Below are 16,379 nucleotides of genomic sequence, written 5' to 3' on the forward strand. Positions count from 1 at the left end.
CATGAAATCAAAGATAAAAAAACTATTATGTATGACTATGATAGGCGTGCTGGCTGTAGCTTCTATGGTTGGATGTGGAAGTGCCAGCTCGTCTACTGGAAATGTTTCAGGAAAGGGCACTAATATCTATTTTTCAATACCGGATGTTGATGATACTTTTAGAGCAGCGCTTAGCGATGCTATAAATGAGGCCGCAGCTGAATCAGGGGCAACAGTAACAACTGAGTATTGTGGTAACAGTACAGATGAACAGCTTCATATGATTGAGGCTGCAGCAGCATCTGGAAAGTACAATGTAATTATCTGCCGAATCGTTGATATATCTACTGCTCTGCAGATGGAAATTGCAGCAGGAGATTTACCTATCGTATTTGTAAACAATGAGCCTAGTTCAGAGTATTTAAAGGCAGATAAATATATTTATGCAGGATCATTTGAACAGGATGCAGGTAGATTCCAGGCGGAATATGTTTGGAACAAATTGGGCAATCCATCATCTATGAATATCGTTATTCTTGAGGGTGAGAAAGGCCATGCAGGAGCGATTGGAAGAACAAATGCTATCAAGTATTTTTACCGTGACAATGGAGTTGATGCAAACATAGTATTTATGGACCATGCAAACTGGTCAGATACTGAGGCATATGAAAAGCTTGATGTATTTAAGCTAACAAATCAGAGCTTCGATGCTATATTCTGCAATAATGACACAATGGCACTTGGCGCAGTTAAGTGGCTTAAGGATAATGGTTATGATCCATCAAAGTATCTTGTAGCTGGTGTAGATGCCACAGCTGACGGATGCGCATCAATTAAGGCGGGAGATATGTATATGACAGTTTTGCAGGATGCCCAGGGCCAGGGAGTTGCAGCGGTAAATGCATGTGCAGTATTGTCCAAAGGCCAGTCAATTTCATCAATTGAAGGGGCTACAGATGATTTGAAATACGTGCTGGTTCCATTTGTTCCAGTAGACGCTTCAAATGTGTCAGAAGTCCAATAATAGACTGAATAAAGTCGTTGTGTAATATTACTCAACGACTTTTTTTATTTTGTCTTAATTTATTGAAATAAGTTCAAAGATGAGATAAAATTAACTAGCTATAAAATTAGAAAAAAAGCGTTTAGGAGGATGATTATGAAAAAAGTAACGCTATTAGCTGCCACAGTTGTTATGGCAGGCTCACTTTTCACAGCATGTGGTAAAAGCTCTACTCCACAGTACGAGGCAACAGTTGACGAGGTTTTTACATGTGGTACTTACGACGGAACAGCATTGGTTGTAAATCTTGATGCTACAAACAACACAGACTCATACATAGATAGTTATACAGTTGCGTATAGTCTTGTAGCTACTCTTGATGGTACAACACTTAGCACATCTTATTTGGGATCTGACAACCCATACGCTATTGCTGATTCAAAGATTAAGAGCGAAGAGTCAGGAATGGTTCAGGCAGCATTTGATATCTCAGGTATTGATTACGATGAGGATTCTGAACTTCAGCTTGAATTAACATCTTACACAATCAAGGATTACAAAACTGTAGGCGTTCTTGATGAGACTATTTCAATGGCTGATGTTGAGGCAAAGGTTTCTGAAAGTGAATTTGATGTTTCAATTGACAATGTAACAGTTACAGATGATGGAGAAGGAACAAACATCGTAGTTATTGATTACACATTTACAAATGATTCTGATGAGGCTACAAGCTTTGGTTCTGCAGTTACAGAGGAACTCTTCCAGGATGGTGTAGCTCTTCAGCGTGGATACCTTCCATACAATCACCCATTACGTGAGGATATGGATGATGACAATGTATACACAGACATCAAGTCTGGTGCAAGCATTCAGGTTCGTGAAGTATTCGAGCTTACTAGCGATTCAAATGTAGAAATTAAGCTTACAGATAGACAGAGCTTTGATCAGGCAGTAATCTTGGAAAAGGAAATCCAGGTTAAATAAGGGAGGCCAATATGAAAAAGAGATTATTAGCAGCTCTTCTTGTTTCTTTTGCACTTGTATTTGGTGTAACAGGATGTGGTAAATCTTCATCTATCAAGGATAAAATCGAGCAGTCAGCAGATGACGAAGAAGATGAGGATGAAGACGAGGACGATGACAAGGATTCAAAGAAGAAGTCAGAGGATGACGAGGATGATGACGATGTTATCGTAGCAGGCACAATCGATACTTCAAGCAAGTATGCATTTAATGTTGATACAGCATTACTTGGAACAGATGAGTATTATGATGATGTAGTTATTGTTTACCTTGTTGGTGAGTTTACAAACAACTCTGATGAGGTAATGGATTTTGCAAGCGTAGTTAATGTTGAAGTAAAGCAGGATGGTATTTCTCTTGATAGAGCATACATCTCTGGTACATCAAAGCTTAACTATGCAGAAATCAAGCCAGGTGAGTCTATTCCAATTATCTTAGGATATGAGTTGGATAGTGCAGATTACGATGTTGATATCGTTTGTACAGATTACACTCACTACGCAGATGAGGTTCTTTTCGAAGGCTCATATTCAATCGACGATTTGATTGATAACACAAATGAATATATTGATGAGTACGACGATTACATCAGTGACGAAGGAATTGATGAATTCGAAGATTCTCTTTAATCATTAGCTTTTAATTAGGCTGTCACACTTTAAGGGTGTGGCAGCTTTTTTGTTTGTGCATTCAGACAGATTTTTCGGTAAATTAAATAAAATTGGGGTAAAGCGGTTTAACGTTAAATATATTTTGGTATACTTATTGCGTGTTGTTTATGTCATATCTATAGTGAGCAGGAGGATATTATTATGGCTATTGATCTTAAACAATACGAGGCACTTCCACATGGCGATATGCCAGGTGACAAGGTAGAAATAGGTGAGGAGCATGTTAAAAAGGCAACTCTTATTATGGAGAAACTTGAGGGCATGCTTGATGAGGTTATCGCAAAGGATGGCAGAGCTGTCATAGCTGTTTGCGGTGGCTCAGGAGTAGGAAAGTCTGAGACAGCGTCTCTCATTTCTTATTTCTTAAATGAGAAGGGCATTGGTGCTTATACAATGTCAGGAGACAACTATCCTAGAAGAATTCCTATGTACAACGATGCTGAGAGACTTCGCATCTTTAGAACTAGCGGTGTAAGAGGCCTTGTAAAGGCTAATGAAGCAACACCTGAACACTTCGACAAGCTTAGAGCTTGGCAACAGGAGGAGACAGATGCTTCAGCTGACCATGTTTCAACTGATCCATGGATGAAGGCTTACCTTGATGCTGGTAGAGAAGGACTCACAGGCTATCTTGGCACTACAAACGAAATTGATTTCGATGAAGTAACTGGTATTGTTAAGGCTTTCAAATCCGGCCAGGATAAGATCTACCTTAAGAGAATGGGTAGAACCGACTCTGAACTTTGGTATGATGAAGTTGATTTTACAAACAAAAAAGTTCTAGTTATTGAATGGACACATGGTAATAGTGATAACTATGAAGGCGTGGATATTCCAATCCTTCTTAACAGCACACCAGAAGAGACACTGGCTCACCGCAGAGCTAGAAATCGTGATGGCAAGACTGATAGTGCATTCACTATGCTTGTGTTGGAACTCGAGCAGAACCTTTTAAAGTCACAGGCTCACAAGGCAAAAATTATTCTTTCTAAATCAGGTGAGTTACTTTCATATAGCGAATATGAAAGTCTTATGAAGTAGGAGGGATTAGTAATGAGCAATGGACCAATGTTAAATGCCTATCCTGATTCAATGGGAGGCACATTAGATGATATTGTAAAGGTTCTTAGCAAGGATGAATTGAAGGACGTATTCGAGTCATTCTATATCCTTCCAAGTATTTTTAATACAGACTTAGACAGAGGTTTCTCAGTAATTGATTATGGAATCAATGAGGAGCTTGGTAGTAAGGAAGCCATTGAGGCTATCAAGGATATGGGCATCGACCTTAAGCTTGATTTCATCCTTAACCACGCATCTGTATTATCAAAGGAGTTCCAGGATATCATCAAAAATGGTGAGAATTCTAAGTACAAGGATTTCTTCATTGACTGGAACAAATTCTGGGAAGGTTGCGGTACTCTCACAAAAGAGGGTTACATTCAGCCAGATGAAAAATATATCAAGGATATGTTTTTCCGCAAGCCAGGTTTACCAATTCTTATGGTAAGATTCCCAGATGGAAGAAACGTACCATATTGGAACACATTCTACCAGGAGGTTCGCTACAAGAATCTTGAAGCAGAAGACCTTATGGAAAAGATGGATATCCAGTATGTGGCTGCTACACGTTTAGCACAGTGTGTTAATTCCCAAATCAGCCAGGGAACACGCGTAGCAGAATTGAAGCTTGGAAAATACGAACAGTATCGCGATGAGGTAGTTGATTTACTTGAGAGCAGCCGTAGATACTTAGGACAGATGGATTTGAATATCAAATCTCCACTTGTTTGGGAATTCTATGAAAACACTCTTAAGACACTTTCATCATACGGTGCTAAAATCGTCAGACTTGATGCATTCGCATATGCTCCTAAGGAGCCAGGAGAAAAGAATTTCTTGAATGATCCTGGTACTTGGGATTTACTACAGAAGGTTAGAGAGCTTGCAGACAAAAACGGAGTAACGTTACTTCCAGAGATTCACGCAAGCTACGGCGAGAAGATTTATGAGTTAGTAGCAGGCAAAGGCTATATGACATATGATTTCTTCTTACCAGGACTTCTTATATACGCAATCGAAAACCACAATCCAGATGTTCTTATCAACTGGGCAAAAGAGCTTGTTGAAAAGGATATCAGAGTTGTAAACATGCTTGGTTGCCATGATGGTATACCACTTCTTGATTTAAAGGGACTTCTTCCAGAAGACGAAATCCAGAAGATGATAGATGTACTTGTTTCTAGAGGAGGATTTGTAAAGGATCTTCACGGAGCAAAGAACATGTACTATCAGGTAAATGCCACATACTACAGTGCATTAGGTGAAGACGATAAGAAGATGCTCTTTGCCAGAGCAATTCAGATGTTCATGCCAGGTAAGCCACAGGTATGGTACTTAGATTTGTTCGCAGGAAAGAATGATCACGAAGCTGTTGCTCGTGCAGGCGCAGGTGGTCACAAAGAAATCAACAGAACAAATCTTACAATGGAGCAAATTGAGGAAGGACTTAAGAAGGACGTTGTTAAAAAGCAGATTGAGCTTTTACAGCTTCGTAAGTCACATCCTGCATTTGGTTTTGATAGTAAACTTTCAATCAATACCAATGGTTCAGTTGTTTCCTTTACATGGACAAAGGATAATGACACCATTACTCTAGAGGCAGATTTTGAAAGCCTAGAGTACCAAATTAAATAATGACGAAGCCAGCATGTTACGGCTACAAGCCTACTGATTTCTTCGCTCGACGAATGTCTCGCTTAAGAAATAGTAGAGCTTGATGCCTACATACTGGCTTCTGTTTTTTTGAGTATAATCTACACTATGTAAAATCTTTCTAGGTAATTTACGAGAGCGGGTTGCCGAATATCATATTTGAGTTGTGGTAACGGCGGTCGCTTGTGACGTCTTCACCGAACCATTCTGGTGGGGTGAAGGAGTTGGCGGCTTCCTCATTTGGAAACTCTACCTCAGCCATAATGAGGCCTTCCATGTGACCAGAGAATACATCAAGTTCGATTGTGTATGGATCAAGTGGAATAAGGTAGCGTCGCTTTGTGATAGGATAGCCATCAATCTTTTCAAGAAGATGTTCGTAGGCTTCCTTGGTGAGAGGAGCTTCGATTTCCTCGCGAGCCATCAATCCACTTCCTTTATATGTCAGAATATATGCGTCATTCTTTCGACGAATTCTAACGACAGGACTGGTAGAAAGATACCCCTGTTCAATTTCAACATACTTATATTGGCCTAAATCAGGCAATTCTTTGATTAAAAATTTTCTTTCGATTTCCATGGATTTATAGTAGCAAATAAAGAGAGAAATGAAAATATATTGAAAAAAACTGAAATTTGCGGTAAAATTACCATTACGAGTGCTAATATATCCGGGCGATGTGGTAGGGCTCGGTATAGGTATAGCTTTTAAGGAGGAATTTATAATGATTACAGCCGGTGATTTTAGAAACGGTATGACTATCGAAATGGATAATCAGGTTTATCAGGTAATTGAATTTCAGCACGTAAAGCCAGGTAAGGGTGCAGCTTTCGTTCGTACTAAGCTTAAGAACATAAAGAACGGTGGTGTTACAGAAACATCTTTCCGTCCAACAGAGAAGTTCCCAGCAGCACGTATCGATCGTAAGGATATGCAGTATCTCTACAACGATGGTGACCTTTACAACTTCATGGATGTTGAGACATACGATCAGGTTGCTCTTACAGCAGATCAGATTGGTGACGCTCTTAAGTTCGTTAAGGAAAATGAAATCGTAAAGATGCTTTCACACAACGGTTCAATCTTCTCAGTTGAGCCACCTATGTTTGTTGAGCTTCAGATTACAGACACAGAGCCAGGTTTCAAGGGCGATACAGCTACAGGTGCTACAAAGCCTGCTACAGTTGAGACAGGTGCTGTTGTATACGTTCCACTTTTCGTTGAGAATGGTGAGACAATCAAGATTGATACTAGAACTGGAGAGTATTTATCAAGAGTTTAATTATGGATTATAGAGAATACCCGCTTTCGGAGCTTTTAAAAAATCGAAAAATATTTGCCGTATTTGACGAAGAATTTCAAAAGGGCACTTGGCTGGATGCCACAGCTCTACTTGGAAGCGAAAGCACAATCAACCAACTTTATCGTGATGGCACAGTACCTCGCGATACCCTAGACAGGATAGTTGAGCGTCTCTCTAAATAATGCAAATCAAGGACCTTAGGATTACCTAGGGTCCTTTTTTATGTTGTTAACCTATTGTGTAAAACGGGGCAATACAGTACCATTGGAGAAAATGATGTAATTGGAGAAGGGTGTAATGACAAAGGATAACGAGATTAGAATAGACAGTAAGCATTTTTACAGTAGGTTGGCGACCATAGCGGGGCCGATAGCGTTTCAGAGTTTGATGCTGGCGCTGGTGGCTGCCTGTGATGCGTTGATGCTGGGGAGAGTGGCACAGGAGCAGATGACGGCGGTTTCCCTGGCTACGCAGATACAGTTCGTTCAGAATATGCTGATTATGGCTATTACGGGAGCGGGAGCAATCCTTGGAGCTCAGTACTGGGGCAAAGGTGATAAAGAAACTATACAGAAGCTTTTTGATATGATGCTGAAGTATGCAGGGGCTATTTGCATAGCCTTCTTTATCGGATGTGAGGTTTTTCCAGAGGCCTTGATGCATGTGTTTGCAAGCGACCAGACTTTGATTGAGCTTGGTGCTGCTTATCTCCGTATTGCAGGAATCTCATATTTGATAACGGGTGTGTCACAAAGTTATCTAGCTATTATGAAGGTTACAGATCATGTCAATGAAAGTGCGTGGATTAGTAGCTGTGCTGTGGTGCTCAACGTAGTGTTTAACCTGATATTTATCTTTGGTTTTCTGGGAGCTCCAAGAATGGAGGCAAAGGGTGCAGCCCTGGCAACAACTATCGCACGTATAATAGAGCTTGTTATTTGTCTTGCAATTTCAGGAAGAGCAGGTTACATTAGGCCAGCCTTTAGCAAGATGTTTTCTATAAGTAAGCAACTTACTAAGGATTTTTGGCGACAGTGTTTGCCACTGATGGGAGGCTCATTATTTTGGGGCGTTGGATTTACTTCATACACTGCAATAATGGGACACATGGGTGTAGATGCAGCTGCAGCAAATTCTATTGCAGCAGTTGTAAGAGATTTGATTTGCTGCGTTTGTAATGGTATTGGAAGTGCGGCTGGAATTATTGTTGGAAATGAACTTGGTGCTGGTAATCTAGAAATGGGAAAAGCTTATGGAATCAAGCTTATGAAGATTTCTTACGTAATCGGCATTGCATCTATGCTTATCGTATTTGCGGTAACTCCGCTGACAGTTCATATGGTACTTCTTACTGACGAAGCCAGAAAATATCTTACAGGTATGATGTGTATAATGGCTGTTTACATGATAGGGCGATGTGTAAACACTGTCACAATAAACGGTGTGCTAGATGGCGGCGGAGATACCATATTCGATATGTATAGCCTGGCTGTGTGCATGTGGGGAATAGCAATTCCTCTGGCGCTGTTGGGAGCTTTTGTATTCCACTGGCCAGTGTTGCTGGTATATTCATGCACATGCTTGGACGAGGTTGGAAAAATTCCATGGGTAATGATTCGCTTCCGCAAATATAAGTGGGTGCAGAATTTGACCAAATAGAAGAGGCATTCATACTTGAGAACTTTTTATCGATAAAGATGAAATCATGGATAGTTATATTGCTATTTGGTAAGATAGAGATATGTAAAAGGAGGGTTTTTGGTTATGACAATTTCAGAGGCTATTAAATATATAGGTTGCGATGACAAGACTATCGACTTGTTCGAAAGCCAGTATCCTGTTCCTAACGGTGTATCCTACAATTCATATGTGATTTTGGATGAAAAGATTGCTGTCATGGATACAGCAGATCCAAGAGTGACAGACCAGTGGTTGGCAAATCTTGATAAGGAACTGGCTGGACGTACACCTGACTATCTTGTAGTTTCGCACATGGAGCCAGATCACTCTGGTTCAATCAAGGTATTCCTTGAAAAATATCCTGATACCACAGTAGTTGGAAATGCCAAGACATTTACAATGATGGCGCAGTTTATGGATGCTAGCATATTTGAAAATAGAAAGCATGTGGTGGCTGAAGGAGACACACTTTCTCTTGGAAGTCATGAGCTTACATTCATCATGGCACCAATGGTTCACTGGCCAGAGGTAATGGTTGAGTACGAATCTACAGAGAAGGTTCTTTTCTCAGCAGATGGATTTGGAAAGTTTGGCGCGCTGGATGTGGATGAGCCATGGATTGACGAAGCTCGTAGATATTATCTTAATATTGTGGGTAAGTATGGTGCATCGGTGCAGGGATTGTTGAAAAAGGCAGCAAATCTTGACATCCAGAAAATCTGCCCATTGCATGGACCAGTTTTGACAGAGAATTTAGATTACTACATTAATCTTTATGATACATGGAGTAGCTATAAACCAGAGGAAGAGGGCGTGCTTGTTGCATGTGCTTCTATCCACGGCAATACCAAGAAAGCAGCGCTTGAGCTTGTCGAAAAATTAAAGGCAAATGGCACTAAGGTGCAGTTTATCGACCTTACAAGAGAAAGTCTGTCAGAGGCAGTTGCCAGAGCATTTTACTGGGATAAGATGGTGTGCTGCGCTTGCACTTATGATGGTGGATTATTCCCACCAATGCAGGATTTCTTACATCATCTTACAGCAAAGGCATATCAGAATCGTAAGGTTGCATTTGTTGAAAATGGCACATGGGCGCCTCAGGCAGCTAAGTGCATGAAGGCAATTCTTGAGCCAATGAAAAATATGGAATTTGTGGAGCCAGTGGTTTCCATTAAATCAACACTACAGGATTCATCGGTGTTAGATGATTTGGTAGTAGCATTAAAGTAATAAAAATTTTTAAGTGAGCAAGTAGTACACAAGCTCTGATAATTCTCAAGTGAGACATGTTGTCGAACGGAGAATTCATCAGGCTTGTGGACGTAACTTGCGGATTATAGGAGGTGCGTATGGCAGTAGAAGTAAACCATAGAAAAGTAGCGATTATAGGAGCGGGATTTGTAGGCTCAGCTACAGCTTTTGCTCTTTCTCAGAGCGGTCTGTTTTCAGAGATGGTTTTAATTGATGCAGACCATGACAAGGCAGAAGGTGAGGCAATGGATATTTCCCATGGCGCACCATTTACAAAGCCTATTAAGATTTATGCGGGAGATTATGATGATGTTGCAGATGCTGCTATCTGTGTAGTTACAGCTGGTGCAGGACAAAAGCCAGGTGAGACAAGACTTGATCTTGTACACAAGAATGTTGGTATCTTTAAATCAATCATTCCAGAAATTTCTAAGAGAGATTTTGGCGGAATTTTGCTTATCGTAGCAAATCCTGTTGATGTTCTTACTCTTGCAGCTTTAAAGCTTTCTGGTCTCCCAGAAAATAGAGTAATCGGCTCAGGTACAGTTCTCGATTCTGCTCGTCTTAAGACTGAGCTTGGTGAGCACCTTGGCATTGACAGCCGTTCGGTGCATGCTTTCATCATCGGAGAGCATGGTGATAGCGAAATTGCAGCATTCTCAAGTGCTAATGTTTCTGGTATTCCTCTTAATGATTTCTGTGAAATGAGAGGTCACTTTAATCATGAGGCATCTGAAAAGGCAATTGCAGAGCGCGTAAAAAATGCTGCTTATGAGATTATAAAGAGGAAACATGCTACATATTATGGCGTAGCTGTTGCTGTAAGACGTATTTGTGAAGTTATCATCCGTGATGAGAAATCAATCCTTCCAGTATCATCTATGATGCACGGTGAGTACGATATTGATGGCGTATGCCTTTCAATGCCAGCTGTTGTTGGTGCTGATGGATTGGAGACAAAGGTTCCAATTTCTCTTGATGAAGATGAGATAAAGGCACTTCAGGAATCTGCCAAAACTCTTAAAGAGGTTGTCGGTACTATTGAGTGGTAAATTAATGTGCTAACTATATAATTAATAAAGGCGAGGGTTTCCCTCGCCTTTGATATCAATGTCATATTATGGTGCAGGTGTGAATGAATTTACAGCAGTTAAATGAAAAACAAATTTCAAAGCTCTATGAAGAGCATATGGTTATAGACTTTCCTAAAGATGAGCTGAAACCATTAAAGATGATTCTTAAATCTGTTGAAGAAGGATTTTATGAGTGTCTTGGTCTTTTTGAGAAGAAAAAAATAGTAGGTTACACTTTTTTAGTAAGATTAGATAATAGCTATCTTATAGATTACATAGCTATTTTCCCAGAATTACGAAATAAAGGTATAGGAGCCAAACTTCTTAGTCTTATAGATGAATATCTTGAAAACGCAGACAGAATCATAGGAGAAGTGGAAGATCCTACTTATACAAAAGATGAATCTCAAAAGCAGCTTCAGACTAGACGTTTGAATTTTTACCTTCGCAATAACTGTAGTGATACAGGACTAAGAGTAGAGTGCTTTGGAGTAAATTACATTGTTCTAGAGGCTGGAAATAAGCTTTGTCAAAATCAGGATGAGGCTTGGAATTTATATGAGAAATTCTATAAGAGTTTTTTACCGACAGATAAATTTATAAAAAACATAAAGAGGCTAAATTAAAGAAATATTAGATATGAGAAATAAATCACCACTTAGTATAGAACTTTATAATACGCTAGTGCAGGATGGCTACGGGCACCAGTTTGCTACGCTGATAACAGATAATTTAAATACCGATTTCACAGCTGGGCGAATGCTAGGATATCTTGCTCACTATGACCATCTGCCAGAAGTAGAAATTGCGGATGAGATGCTTGCTATATTAAGTGATAGAAAGCAAATCATGGATAAAAAGGCTGCAGAGAGCTATAATGCAGCTTGGAATAATTATAGACAAGCTGGAATATTTGATAATATTGAGAAATAATTATTTCTAAGGAATGAAGGGGGAAAAATGGAAAATCTTTTATATCTTAACGCAGTAATGCCATACGTTTATTTATTACTATTTTATGCATCAAGCAAAATTACGGATAGTTGGGGATTGCTTTATAGTATTTGCTTTATTCTAATGGTAATAGAAATTATATTTTCATTAATAGTTGCTTTGGCTGCACACGATAAAAGTAAACTTGCGAAGGTTAATTTAATTGTAAAGCTAATACAGATTCCGTATTACGTATTATTTTTTATAGTGGCAACAGGTATTTTTTCTATTTTGATGGCTTTGGCAGGGGCTGGTATTTTTGTTTTACCAATACTTATAGCGATAGATGCGGCAATATTCGCAACAACAGTTATCCCTGCGGAAGTATGTTCAATAAAGCTAAAGTTGGATAATAAAATATCTTTTGTCAAAATGGTCGGTTATCTAATTTTTAATTTATGGTATGTTTTGAATGTAATCTTGGCATTTGCCATAAGAAAAGATTATAAAAAAAATAAAGACTATACGAATATAGCTATGAGAAATATGCAGGCATCATGAGAAAAAGGGTTCAGACTATTTGAGATAGTCATGAATACAATGTAAATTGATGACTGCTTATAGAAAATAGCTATAGCATATATTTGTTTCAGGTAGTCTATAATTACAAGTATTAGGAGGTATATGCCATGATTAATGAAAAGGTTAAGGCCTTCCTCGATGAAAAATCACTTGGGGATAGACTAACAGTCCATACAGAAACAATTGATACAGTTGAGCACGCCGCCCAGCAAATTGGATGCACTGAGCCAGAGATTGCGAAAACGCTTTCTTTTGTTGTAGAAGATAAGCCAGTTATTGTAGTAATGGCTGGAGATGGAAAAGTAAACAGCTCCAAGTTTAAATCTTATTTTCACACAAAGCCGCATATGATTCCACGTGATCAAGTGAAAGAAATCACTGGATTTCAGCCAGGTGGTGTTTGTCCTTTTGCTGTACCTGAGGACATTCCGATTTGGCTTGATGTTTCAATGCAAAGATTTGAATACGTTCATCCTGCAGGTGGAAATGAGTTTACATCTGTAAAGATTACACCAGACGAGCTTGAGCTTGCTTCTGGCGCCGAAGGCTGGGTTGATATCTGCAAAGGGTGGAATGACAATGAATAAAGGGGGATTATTACAATGAATGAAACATTAAAGGTACTTGAAAGTCGACGCAGCTGTAGAAAATTTAAAGCGGACGCAATTGCAGAAGAAGATTTAGATGCAATAATTAAAGCTGGAACATATGCGGCCACAGGTATGGGAAAACAAAGCCCAATTATTATTGCAGTTAAAGACAAAACACTTAGAGATGAACTCTCTAAAGAAAATGCTAAAATTGCTGGCGCACCTGAGGGATTTGACCCATTCTATGGAGCACCTGTTATCTTAATTGTTTTAGCTGATAAAGATGTTGTTACTCATGTATACGACGGTTCTCTTGTAATTGGAAATCTTATGAATGCAGCTGAAAGTTTAGGAATTGGTAGTATCTGGATTCATAGAGCCAAAGAAGAATTTGAATCTGATTTTGGAAAAAACATTCTTAAGAAATTAGGCATTGAAGGAGATTTTGAGGGAATCGGACACTGTGCACTTGGCTATGCTGAAGAGCCAGCGAAACCAGCTGCTCCTAGAAAAGATAATTATGTATACTATATATAGATTAACAACACAAGATAGGAGATTATTGTCATGCCATTTATTGATTCAAAAATAACAGTACCAGTTACTTCCGAATTAAAGGAAGAAATCAAATCAGAATTAGGAAAGCTCATAACTACTTTAGGTAAAAGCGAAACCTATCTAATGGTAGGAATCGAAGATGCCTATGACTTATGGCTTGGTGGCAAGAAGCTTGATAAAGGAGCTTATGTTTCTGTAAGTCTATACGGAAATGCTCCTGCAGAATCATACGATAGGCTTACTGGCCAAATCTGTAATTTGTTTGAGGAAAAGCTTGGTATTCCAGGTAATGCCGTATATGTAACTTATCACCCTGTGAATGACTGGGGTTGGAATGGAAGTAACTTTTAATGAATAGAGAAGAATGGTTTGCTCAGCTGTTTACGCGGCTGGGCAATTCTAAATTTAGAACAAGTTTTAAATTAAAGTAAAAAGATATAGAATATATACATGAGAAAGGGCTAGATACTATAAGAGCCCATGCTGCAGATTTCATTGCTAAAAGAGAAGCTCCTGCTGTTATCCCTAATGATGGCAAACAAACTCCGACAAAGGGCCATCCTGTATTTATTGCGCAGCATGCAACAGCTACCTGTTGTAGAGAGTGCATTAGAAAGTGGCATAAGATGGCGCCTGGTAAAGATCTTAGTCAGATTCAGCAAGAATATTTAGTGGATGTAATCATGACACGGATTGAGAAAGAATTGGAAGAAAATAAACATACAAAATAATGGGAGGACTATTATGTGGTTTGTATTTGCTTTACTATCAGCTATATTTGCAGCCTTAACTTCAATCTTAGCAAAGATTGGTATTGAAGGCGTAAACTCAAACCTTGCTACAGCTATACGTACTGTAGTTGTGGTTGCTATGGCCTGGATAATGGTGTTTATCACAAATACTCAAAGTGGCGTATTTGCTATAAGCAAAAAGAGCTGGATATTTCTCATACTGTCAGGCTTAGCCACAGGCGCATCATGGTTATGTTACTACAAAGCTTTGCAGCTTGGAGATGCTTCTAAAGTTGTTCCGATTGATAAGCTAAGTGTTGTTATCACTCTAGTTTTAGCTTTTGTATTTTTACATGAAGACTTTACTATAAAATCACTTGCAGGATGCGCACTAATCGGTGCCGGAACCTTATTGTTGGTACTTTAAGGATATTAATATTGCTATGCTTTATAACAAGGAGAACGATATTAATGGTTTTTAGAAAATGAAAAAGTCAGAAGCGAAAAGCTGTATTGTGTAGGGTACCTCAACAATGTGTTATGTTTAGATTTACCTTTTCTTTTAAAATATTATATTGATCCTCATCGGAGATATCAGAGTCTGTGATAATAGTATTAAAGTCTTTGATATCTCCGAACTTTTTCATGGTATGTTGCCCGAATTTTGAGTGGTCAACCAGAAGAATATTTTGCTCCGAATTTCTCATTACTGCTTGTTTTATTGAACAATCCATTTCTGTGCTGGTAACACCATAGACTGTATCTATATAGCCTGTTCCTAGAAAGGCAGCGTTAAAATGAAAATTTGAAAGATAAGTCAAAGTATCTATATCCATAGGACCGCCGTTTGAGTCCTGATATTTACCAGGAGCTATGTATAATGTGACATATGGATTGTGAGAACACTCATGCATTACAGCCAATGAGCTTGTTACAACGGTGTGATGCAAAGGTGGAAGGTATCTAGTCATAAGCAATACTGTGGTACTTGGATCTAGATAAATTACATCATTTTCTTTAACAAGTTCTGCAGCTCGGCGTGCAATTGCTGCTTTAGCCTCGTAAAAGCTTTCTTTTCGCATGTCAAAAGTATGTAGAGATGAGCTTGGATGCCTGATAGTAGCACCTCCATAATGAGTAATAAGTATTCCCTGTTCTTCCATTATGTGTAAGTCTCTTCTGATTGTCATATCAGACACACCAAATTTTTGTGATAAATCCTTTACATATACGGTAGTCTGTTCTTTTAATAATTCGTATATAGATTCACGGCGGCTTATGCCATTATTTTCATTTACCTGTTTCATAGAAAGCTCCTTCAGAGGATATAATGTTTTATTAAACATAATTATATCATAGAAATTGGGGAATTAAACAACATAGAACATTAAACCATGTTAATACATGTGCTATTATCATTTTGCAATCGGAAATATAAAATGTTGTTAGGAGATAGCAATGTGTAAGAAAAAGTATTTATTTTTTGATATTGATGGCACACTAGCTGCAGGAGGATATGAAAATTTCTATATTCCTGACTCAACTGTTGTAGCGCTGCAAAAGCTTAAAAAGGCTGGTCATTTTCTATGTATTGCAACAGGCAGAGCTCAGGCTCTTGCAGTTGATATAATGAATGAGTTAGGTTTTGAAAATATGGTGAGTGATGGTGGTTATGGTATTACCATTAATAAAGCTCTATTAGGAATCAAGCCACTTCCAAAAGAAAACGTGGTTGCTTTAATAAGAGAATGTCAGGAAAAAGGATATCCATGGGGGATTCAGCCTGAAAATTCAGCTGTAAGATATGTGCCAGATGAGCGATTTAATGAAATCGCAAAGGATACATATATGGACCAAAAGATAGTTAAGGGATTGAATCCTGAAGATTATGAAAAAATATATAAAGCATATGTAGCCTGCAAAGCAGAAGAGGAGAAAAATCTCAAAGCACTTGAGAATCTTCCTTGTTGTAGATTTCATGAACGTTATTTGTTTATTGAGCCAAGCTACAAATCTGTAGGTATAAAAAGGATAATGGATTATTTTAAAGCTGATTATAATGATGCTGTTGTTTTTGGTGATTCTGGCAATGATATTTCAATGTTTACAGATGATTGGACCAAGGTTGCCATGGGAAATGCAATTCCTGAACTGAAGAAGCTTGCAGACTATGTGACTTCCGACGTTGATAAAGATGGAATCTACAATGCCTGCGAGAAGCTGGGATTATTTGATACTGTTGCTTGTTAATCCCTTTCAGCGTGATCTCGGTAAAGAGCGTTATGG

20 protein-coding genes and 1 pseudogene are annotated in these 16,379 nt (G+C 38.7%); 19 read left to right on the top strand and 2 right to left on the bottom strand.

The window, feature by feature from the left end; genetic code table 11:
* The first annotated feature begins 1 nt into the window (after position 1).
* The 5 genes from T375_RS04480 to T375_RS04500 all read left to right on the top strand — a co-directional run bounded on the left by T375_RS04480 (position 2) and on the right by T375_RS04500 (position 5,373).
* On the top strand, positions 2-1,003 hold the full coding sequence (locus T375_RS04480; RefSeq protein WP_049960293.1) for a substrate-binding domain-containing protein: 1,002 nt from the start codon (positions 2-4) through the stop codon (positions 1,001-1,003).
* Positions 1,004-1,138: 135 nt separating this feature from the next.
* The gene (locus T375_RS04485) at positions 1,139-1,966 is read left to right on the top strand and encodes a DUF5067 domain-containing protein (RefSeq protein WP_044935533.1); all 828 of its coding nucleotides are present in this window, start codon (positions 1,139-1,141) and stop codon (positions 1,964-1,966) included.
* An 11-nt stretch (positions 1,967-1,977) separates the two neighbouring features.
* Complete coding sequence (locus T375_RS04490; protein ID WP_044935536.1) at positions 1,978-2,634, top strand: DUF5067 domain-containing protein; 657 nt, start codon at positions 1,978-1,980, stop codon at positions 2,632-2,634.
* A 183-nt stretch (positions 2,635-2,817) separates the two neighbouring features.
* Positions 2,818-3,717, top strand: coding sequence for a nucleoside/nucleotide kinase family protein (locus T375_RS04495; protein ID WP_044935539.1), 900 nt, complete (start codon positions 2,818-2,820; stop codon positions 3,715-3,717).
* A 12-nt stretch (positions 3,718-3,729) separates the two neighbouring features.
* The gene (locus tag T375_RS04500; protein WP_044935542.1) at positions 3,730-5,373 is read left to right on the top strand and encodes an alpha-amylase family glycosyl hydrolase; all 1,644 of its coding nucleotides are present in this window, start codon (positions 3,730-3,732) and stop codon (positions 5,371-5,373) included.
* Positions 5,374-5,521: 148 nt separating this feature from the next.
* Here the strand turns inward: T375_RS04500 and T375_RS04505 are convergent, their stop codons facing one another.
* Positions 5,522-5,971, bottom strand: coding sequence for a CYTH domain-containing protein (locus T375_RS04505; RefSeq protein ID WP_044935545.1), 450 nt, complete (start codon positions 5,969-5,971; stop codon positions 5,522-5,524).
* A gap of 145 nt (positions 5,972-6,116) precedes the next feature.
* Between T375_RS04505 and efp the strand changes: the two genes are divergently transcribed.
* The 13 genes and pseudogenes from efp to T375_RS04570 all read left to right on the top strand — a co-directional run bounded on the left by efp (position 6,117) and on the right by T375_RS04570 (position 14,520).
* Complete coding sequence (efp, locus tag T375_RS04510; RefSeq protein ID WP_044935548.1) at positions 6,117-6,674, top strand: elongation factor P; 558 nt, start codon at positions 6,117-6,119, stop codon at positions 6,672-6,674.
* A 2-nt stretch (positions 6,675-6,676) separates the two neighbouring features.
* Positions 6,677-6,877 carry a hypothetical protein gene (locus T375_RS04515; RefSeq protein ID WP_033151764.1) on the top strand — a complete coding sequence of 67 codons (201 nt, stop codon included), beginning with the start codon at positions 6,677-6,679 and terminating at the stop codon, positions 6,875-6,877.
* 115 nt (positions 6,878-6,992) lie between these two features.
* A complete protein-coding gene (locus T375_RS04520; protein WP_044935552.1) occupies positions 6,993-8,354 on the top strand; it encodes an MATE family efflux transporter in 1,362 nt (453 codons plus the stop codon).
* A 105-nt stretch (positions 8,355-8,459) separates the two neighbouring features.
* Positions 8,460-9,605, top strand: a complete 1,146-nt coding sequence (locus T375_RS04525; protein WP_044935554.1) for an FprA family A-type flavoprotein — start codon at positions 8,460-8,462, stop codon at positions 9,603-9,605.
* Between the two features lie 119 nt (positions 9,606-9,724).
* Complete coding sequence (locus T375_RS04530) at positions 9,725-10,678, top strand: L-lactate dehydrogenase (RefSeq protein ID WP_044935557.1); 954 nt, start codon at positions 9,725-9,727, stop codon at positions 10,676-10,678.
* A gap of 83 nt (positions 10,679-10,761) precedes the next feature.
* Entirely contained in the window at positions 10,762-11,325 is a 564-nt protein-coding gene (locus T375_RS04535) for a GNAT family N-acetyltransferase (protein WP_044935559.1), read from the top strand.
* A 13-nt stretch (positions 11,326-11,338) separates the two neighbouring features.
* Positions 11,339-11,632, top strand: coding sequence for a hypothetical protein (locus T375_RS04540; protein WP_155952432.1), 294 nt, complete (start codon positions 11,339-11,341; stop codon positions 11,630-11,632).
* A gap of 27 nt (positions 11,633-11,659) precedes the next feature.
* The gene (locus T375_RS04545) at positions 11,660-12,193 is read left to right on the top strand and encodes a DUF6652 family protein (RefSeq protein WP_044935561.1); all 534 of its coding nucleotides are present in this window, start codon (positions 11,660-11,662) and stop codon (positions 12,191-12,193) included.
* 128 nt (positions 12,194-12,321) lie between these two features.
* Positions 12,322-12,801, top strand: a complete 480-nt coding sequence (locus T375_RS04550) for a YbaK/EbsC family protein (protein WP_044935562.1) — start codon at positions 12,322-12,324, stop codon at positions 12,799-12,801.
* Positions 12,802-12,816: 15 nt separating this feature from the next.
* Positions 12,817-13,341, top strand: a complete 525-nt coding sequence (locus tag T375_RS04555; protein WP_044935564.1) for a nitroreductase — start codon at positions 12,817-12,819, stop codon at positions 13,339-13,341.
* Between the two features lie 30 nt (positions 13,342-13,371).
* On the top strand, positions 13,372-13,713 hold the full coding sequence (locus T375_RS04560) for a phenylpyruvate tautomerase MIF-related protein (protein WP_033151758.1): 342 nt from the start codon (positions 13,372-13,374) through the stop codon (positions 13,711-13,713).
* Positions 13,713-14,093: pseudogene (locus T375_RS13880) on the top strand (DUF4186 domain-containing protein). Before T375_RS04560 ends, T375_RS13880 begins: the two are co-directional and overlap by 1 nt.
* Positions 14,094-14,106: 13 nt before the next feature.
* Positions 14,107-14,520, top strand: a complete 414-nt coding sequence (locus T375_RS04570; RefSeq protein WP_044935566.1) for an EamA family transporter — start codon at positions 14,107-14,109, stop codon at positions 14,518-14,520.
* A gap of 100 nt (positions 14,521-14,620) precedes the next feature.
* On the opposite strand, the gene T375_RS04575 is transcribed toward T375_RS04570, so the two are convergent.
* Entirely contained in the window at positions 14,621-15,400 is a 780-nt protein-coding gene (locus tag T375_RS04575; RefSeq protein ID WP_044935568.1) for a DeoR/GlpR family DNA-binding transcription regulator, read from the bottom strand.
* A gap of 151 nt (positions 15,401-15,551) precedes the next feature.
* Here T375_RS04575 and T375_RS04580 point away from each other — a divergent pair, with 151 nt between their 5' ends.
* Positions 15,552-16,343: an HAD-IIB family hydrolase gene (locus T375_RS04580; RefSeq protein WP_044935571.1), complete on the top strand. Its 792-nt coding sequence runs from the start codon at positions 15,552-15,554 to the stop codon at positions 16,341-16,343.
* Positions 16,344-16,379: the final 36 nt, after the last annotated feature.

It is taken from the genome of Pseudobutyrivibrio sp. LB2011 (assembly GCF_000701765.1).
Taxonomy (GTDB): domain Bacteria; phylum Bacillota; class Clostridia; order Lachnospirales; family Lachnospiraceae; genus Pseudobutyrivibrio; species Pseudobutyrivibrio ruminis.

Bases quoted from the DNA above. Each gene is read 5' to 3' on its own strand.
- T375_RS04535 (WP_044935559.1), top strand. From the start codon at position 10,762: ATGAATTTACAGCAGTTAAATGAAAAACAAATTTCAAAGCTCTATGAA.
- T375_RS04545 (WP_044935561.1), top strand. From the start codon at position 11,660: ATGGAAAATCTTTTATATCTTAACGCAGTAATGCCATACGTTTATTTA.
- T375_RS04495 (WP_044935539.1), top strand. From the start codon at position 2,818: ATGGCTATTGATCTTAAACAATACGAGGCACTTCCACATGGCGATATG.
- T375_RS04580 (WP_044935571.1), top strand. From the start codon at position 15,552: ATGTGTAAGAAAAAGTATTTATTTTTTGATATTGATGGCACACTAGCT.
- T375_RS04490 (WP_044935536.1), top strand. From the start codon at position 1,978: ATGAAAAAGAGATTATTAGCAGCTCTTCTTGTTTCTTTTGCACTTGTA.
- T375_RS04485 (WP_044935533.1), top strand. From the start codon at position 1,139: ATGAAAAAAGTAACGCTATTAGCTGCCACAGTTGTTATGGCAGGCTCA.
- T375_RS04560 (WP_033151758.1), top strand. From the start codon at position 13,372: ATGCCATTTATTGATTCAAAAATAACAGTACCAGTTACTTCCGAATTA.
- T375_RS04520 (WP_044935552.1), top strand. From the start codon at position 6,993: ATGACAAAGGATAACGAGATTAGAATAGACAGTAAGCATTTTTACAGT.
- T375_RS04575 (WP_044935568.1), bottom strand. From the start codon at position 15,400: ATGAAACAGGTAAATGAAAATAATGGCATAAGCCGCCGTGAATCTATA.
- T375_RS04570 (WP_044935566.1), top strand. From the start codon at position 14,107: ATGTGGTTTGTATTTGCTTTACTATCAGCTATATTTGCAGCCTTAACT.
- T375_RS04550 (WP_044935562.1), top strand. From the start codon at position 12,322: ATGATTAATGAAAAGGTTAAGGCCTTCCTCGATGAAAAATCACTTGGG.
- T375_RS04525 (WP_044935554.1), top strand. From the start codon at position 8,460: ATGACAATTTCAGAGGCTATTAAATATATAGGTTGCGATGACAAGACT.
- efp (WP_044935548.1), top strand. From the start codon at position 6,117: ATGATTACAGCCGGTGATTTTAGAAACGGTATGACTATCGAAATGGAT.
- T375_RS04555 (WP_044935564.1), top strand. From the start codon at position 12,817: ATGAATGAAACATTAAAGGTACTTGAAAGTCGACGCAGCTGTAGAAAA.
- T375_RS04500 (WP_044935542.1), top strand. From the start codon at position 3,730: ATGAGCAATGGACCAATGTTAAATGCCTATCCTGATTCAATGGGAGGC.
- T375_RS04480 (WP_049960293.1), top strand. From the start codon at position 2: ATGAAATCAAAGATAAAAAAACTATTATGTATGACTATGATAGGCGTG.
- T375_RS04530 (WP_044935557.1), top strand. From the start codon at position 9,725: ATGGCAGTAGAAGTAAACCATAGAAAAGTAGCGATTATAGGAGCGGGA.
- T375_RS04505 (WP_044935545.1), bottom strand. From the start codon at position 5,971: ATGGAAATCGAAAGAAAATTTTTAATCAAAGAATTGCCTGATTTAGGC.
- T375_RS04540 (WP_155952432.1), top strand. From the start codon at position 11,339: ATGAGAAATAAATCACCACTTAGTATAGAACTTTATAATACGCTAGTG.
- T375_RS04515 (WP_033151764.1), top strand. From the start codon at position 6,677: ATGGATTATAGAGAATACCCGCTTTCGGAGCTTTTAAAAAATCGAAAA.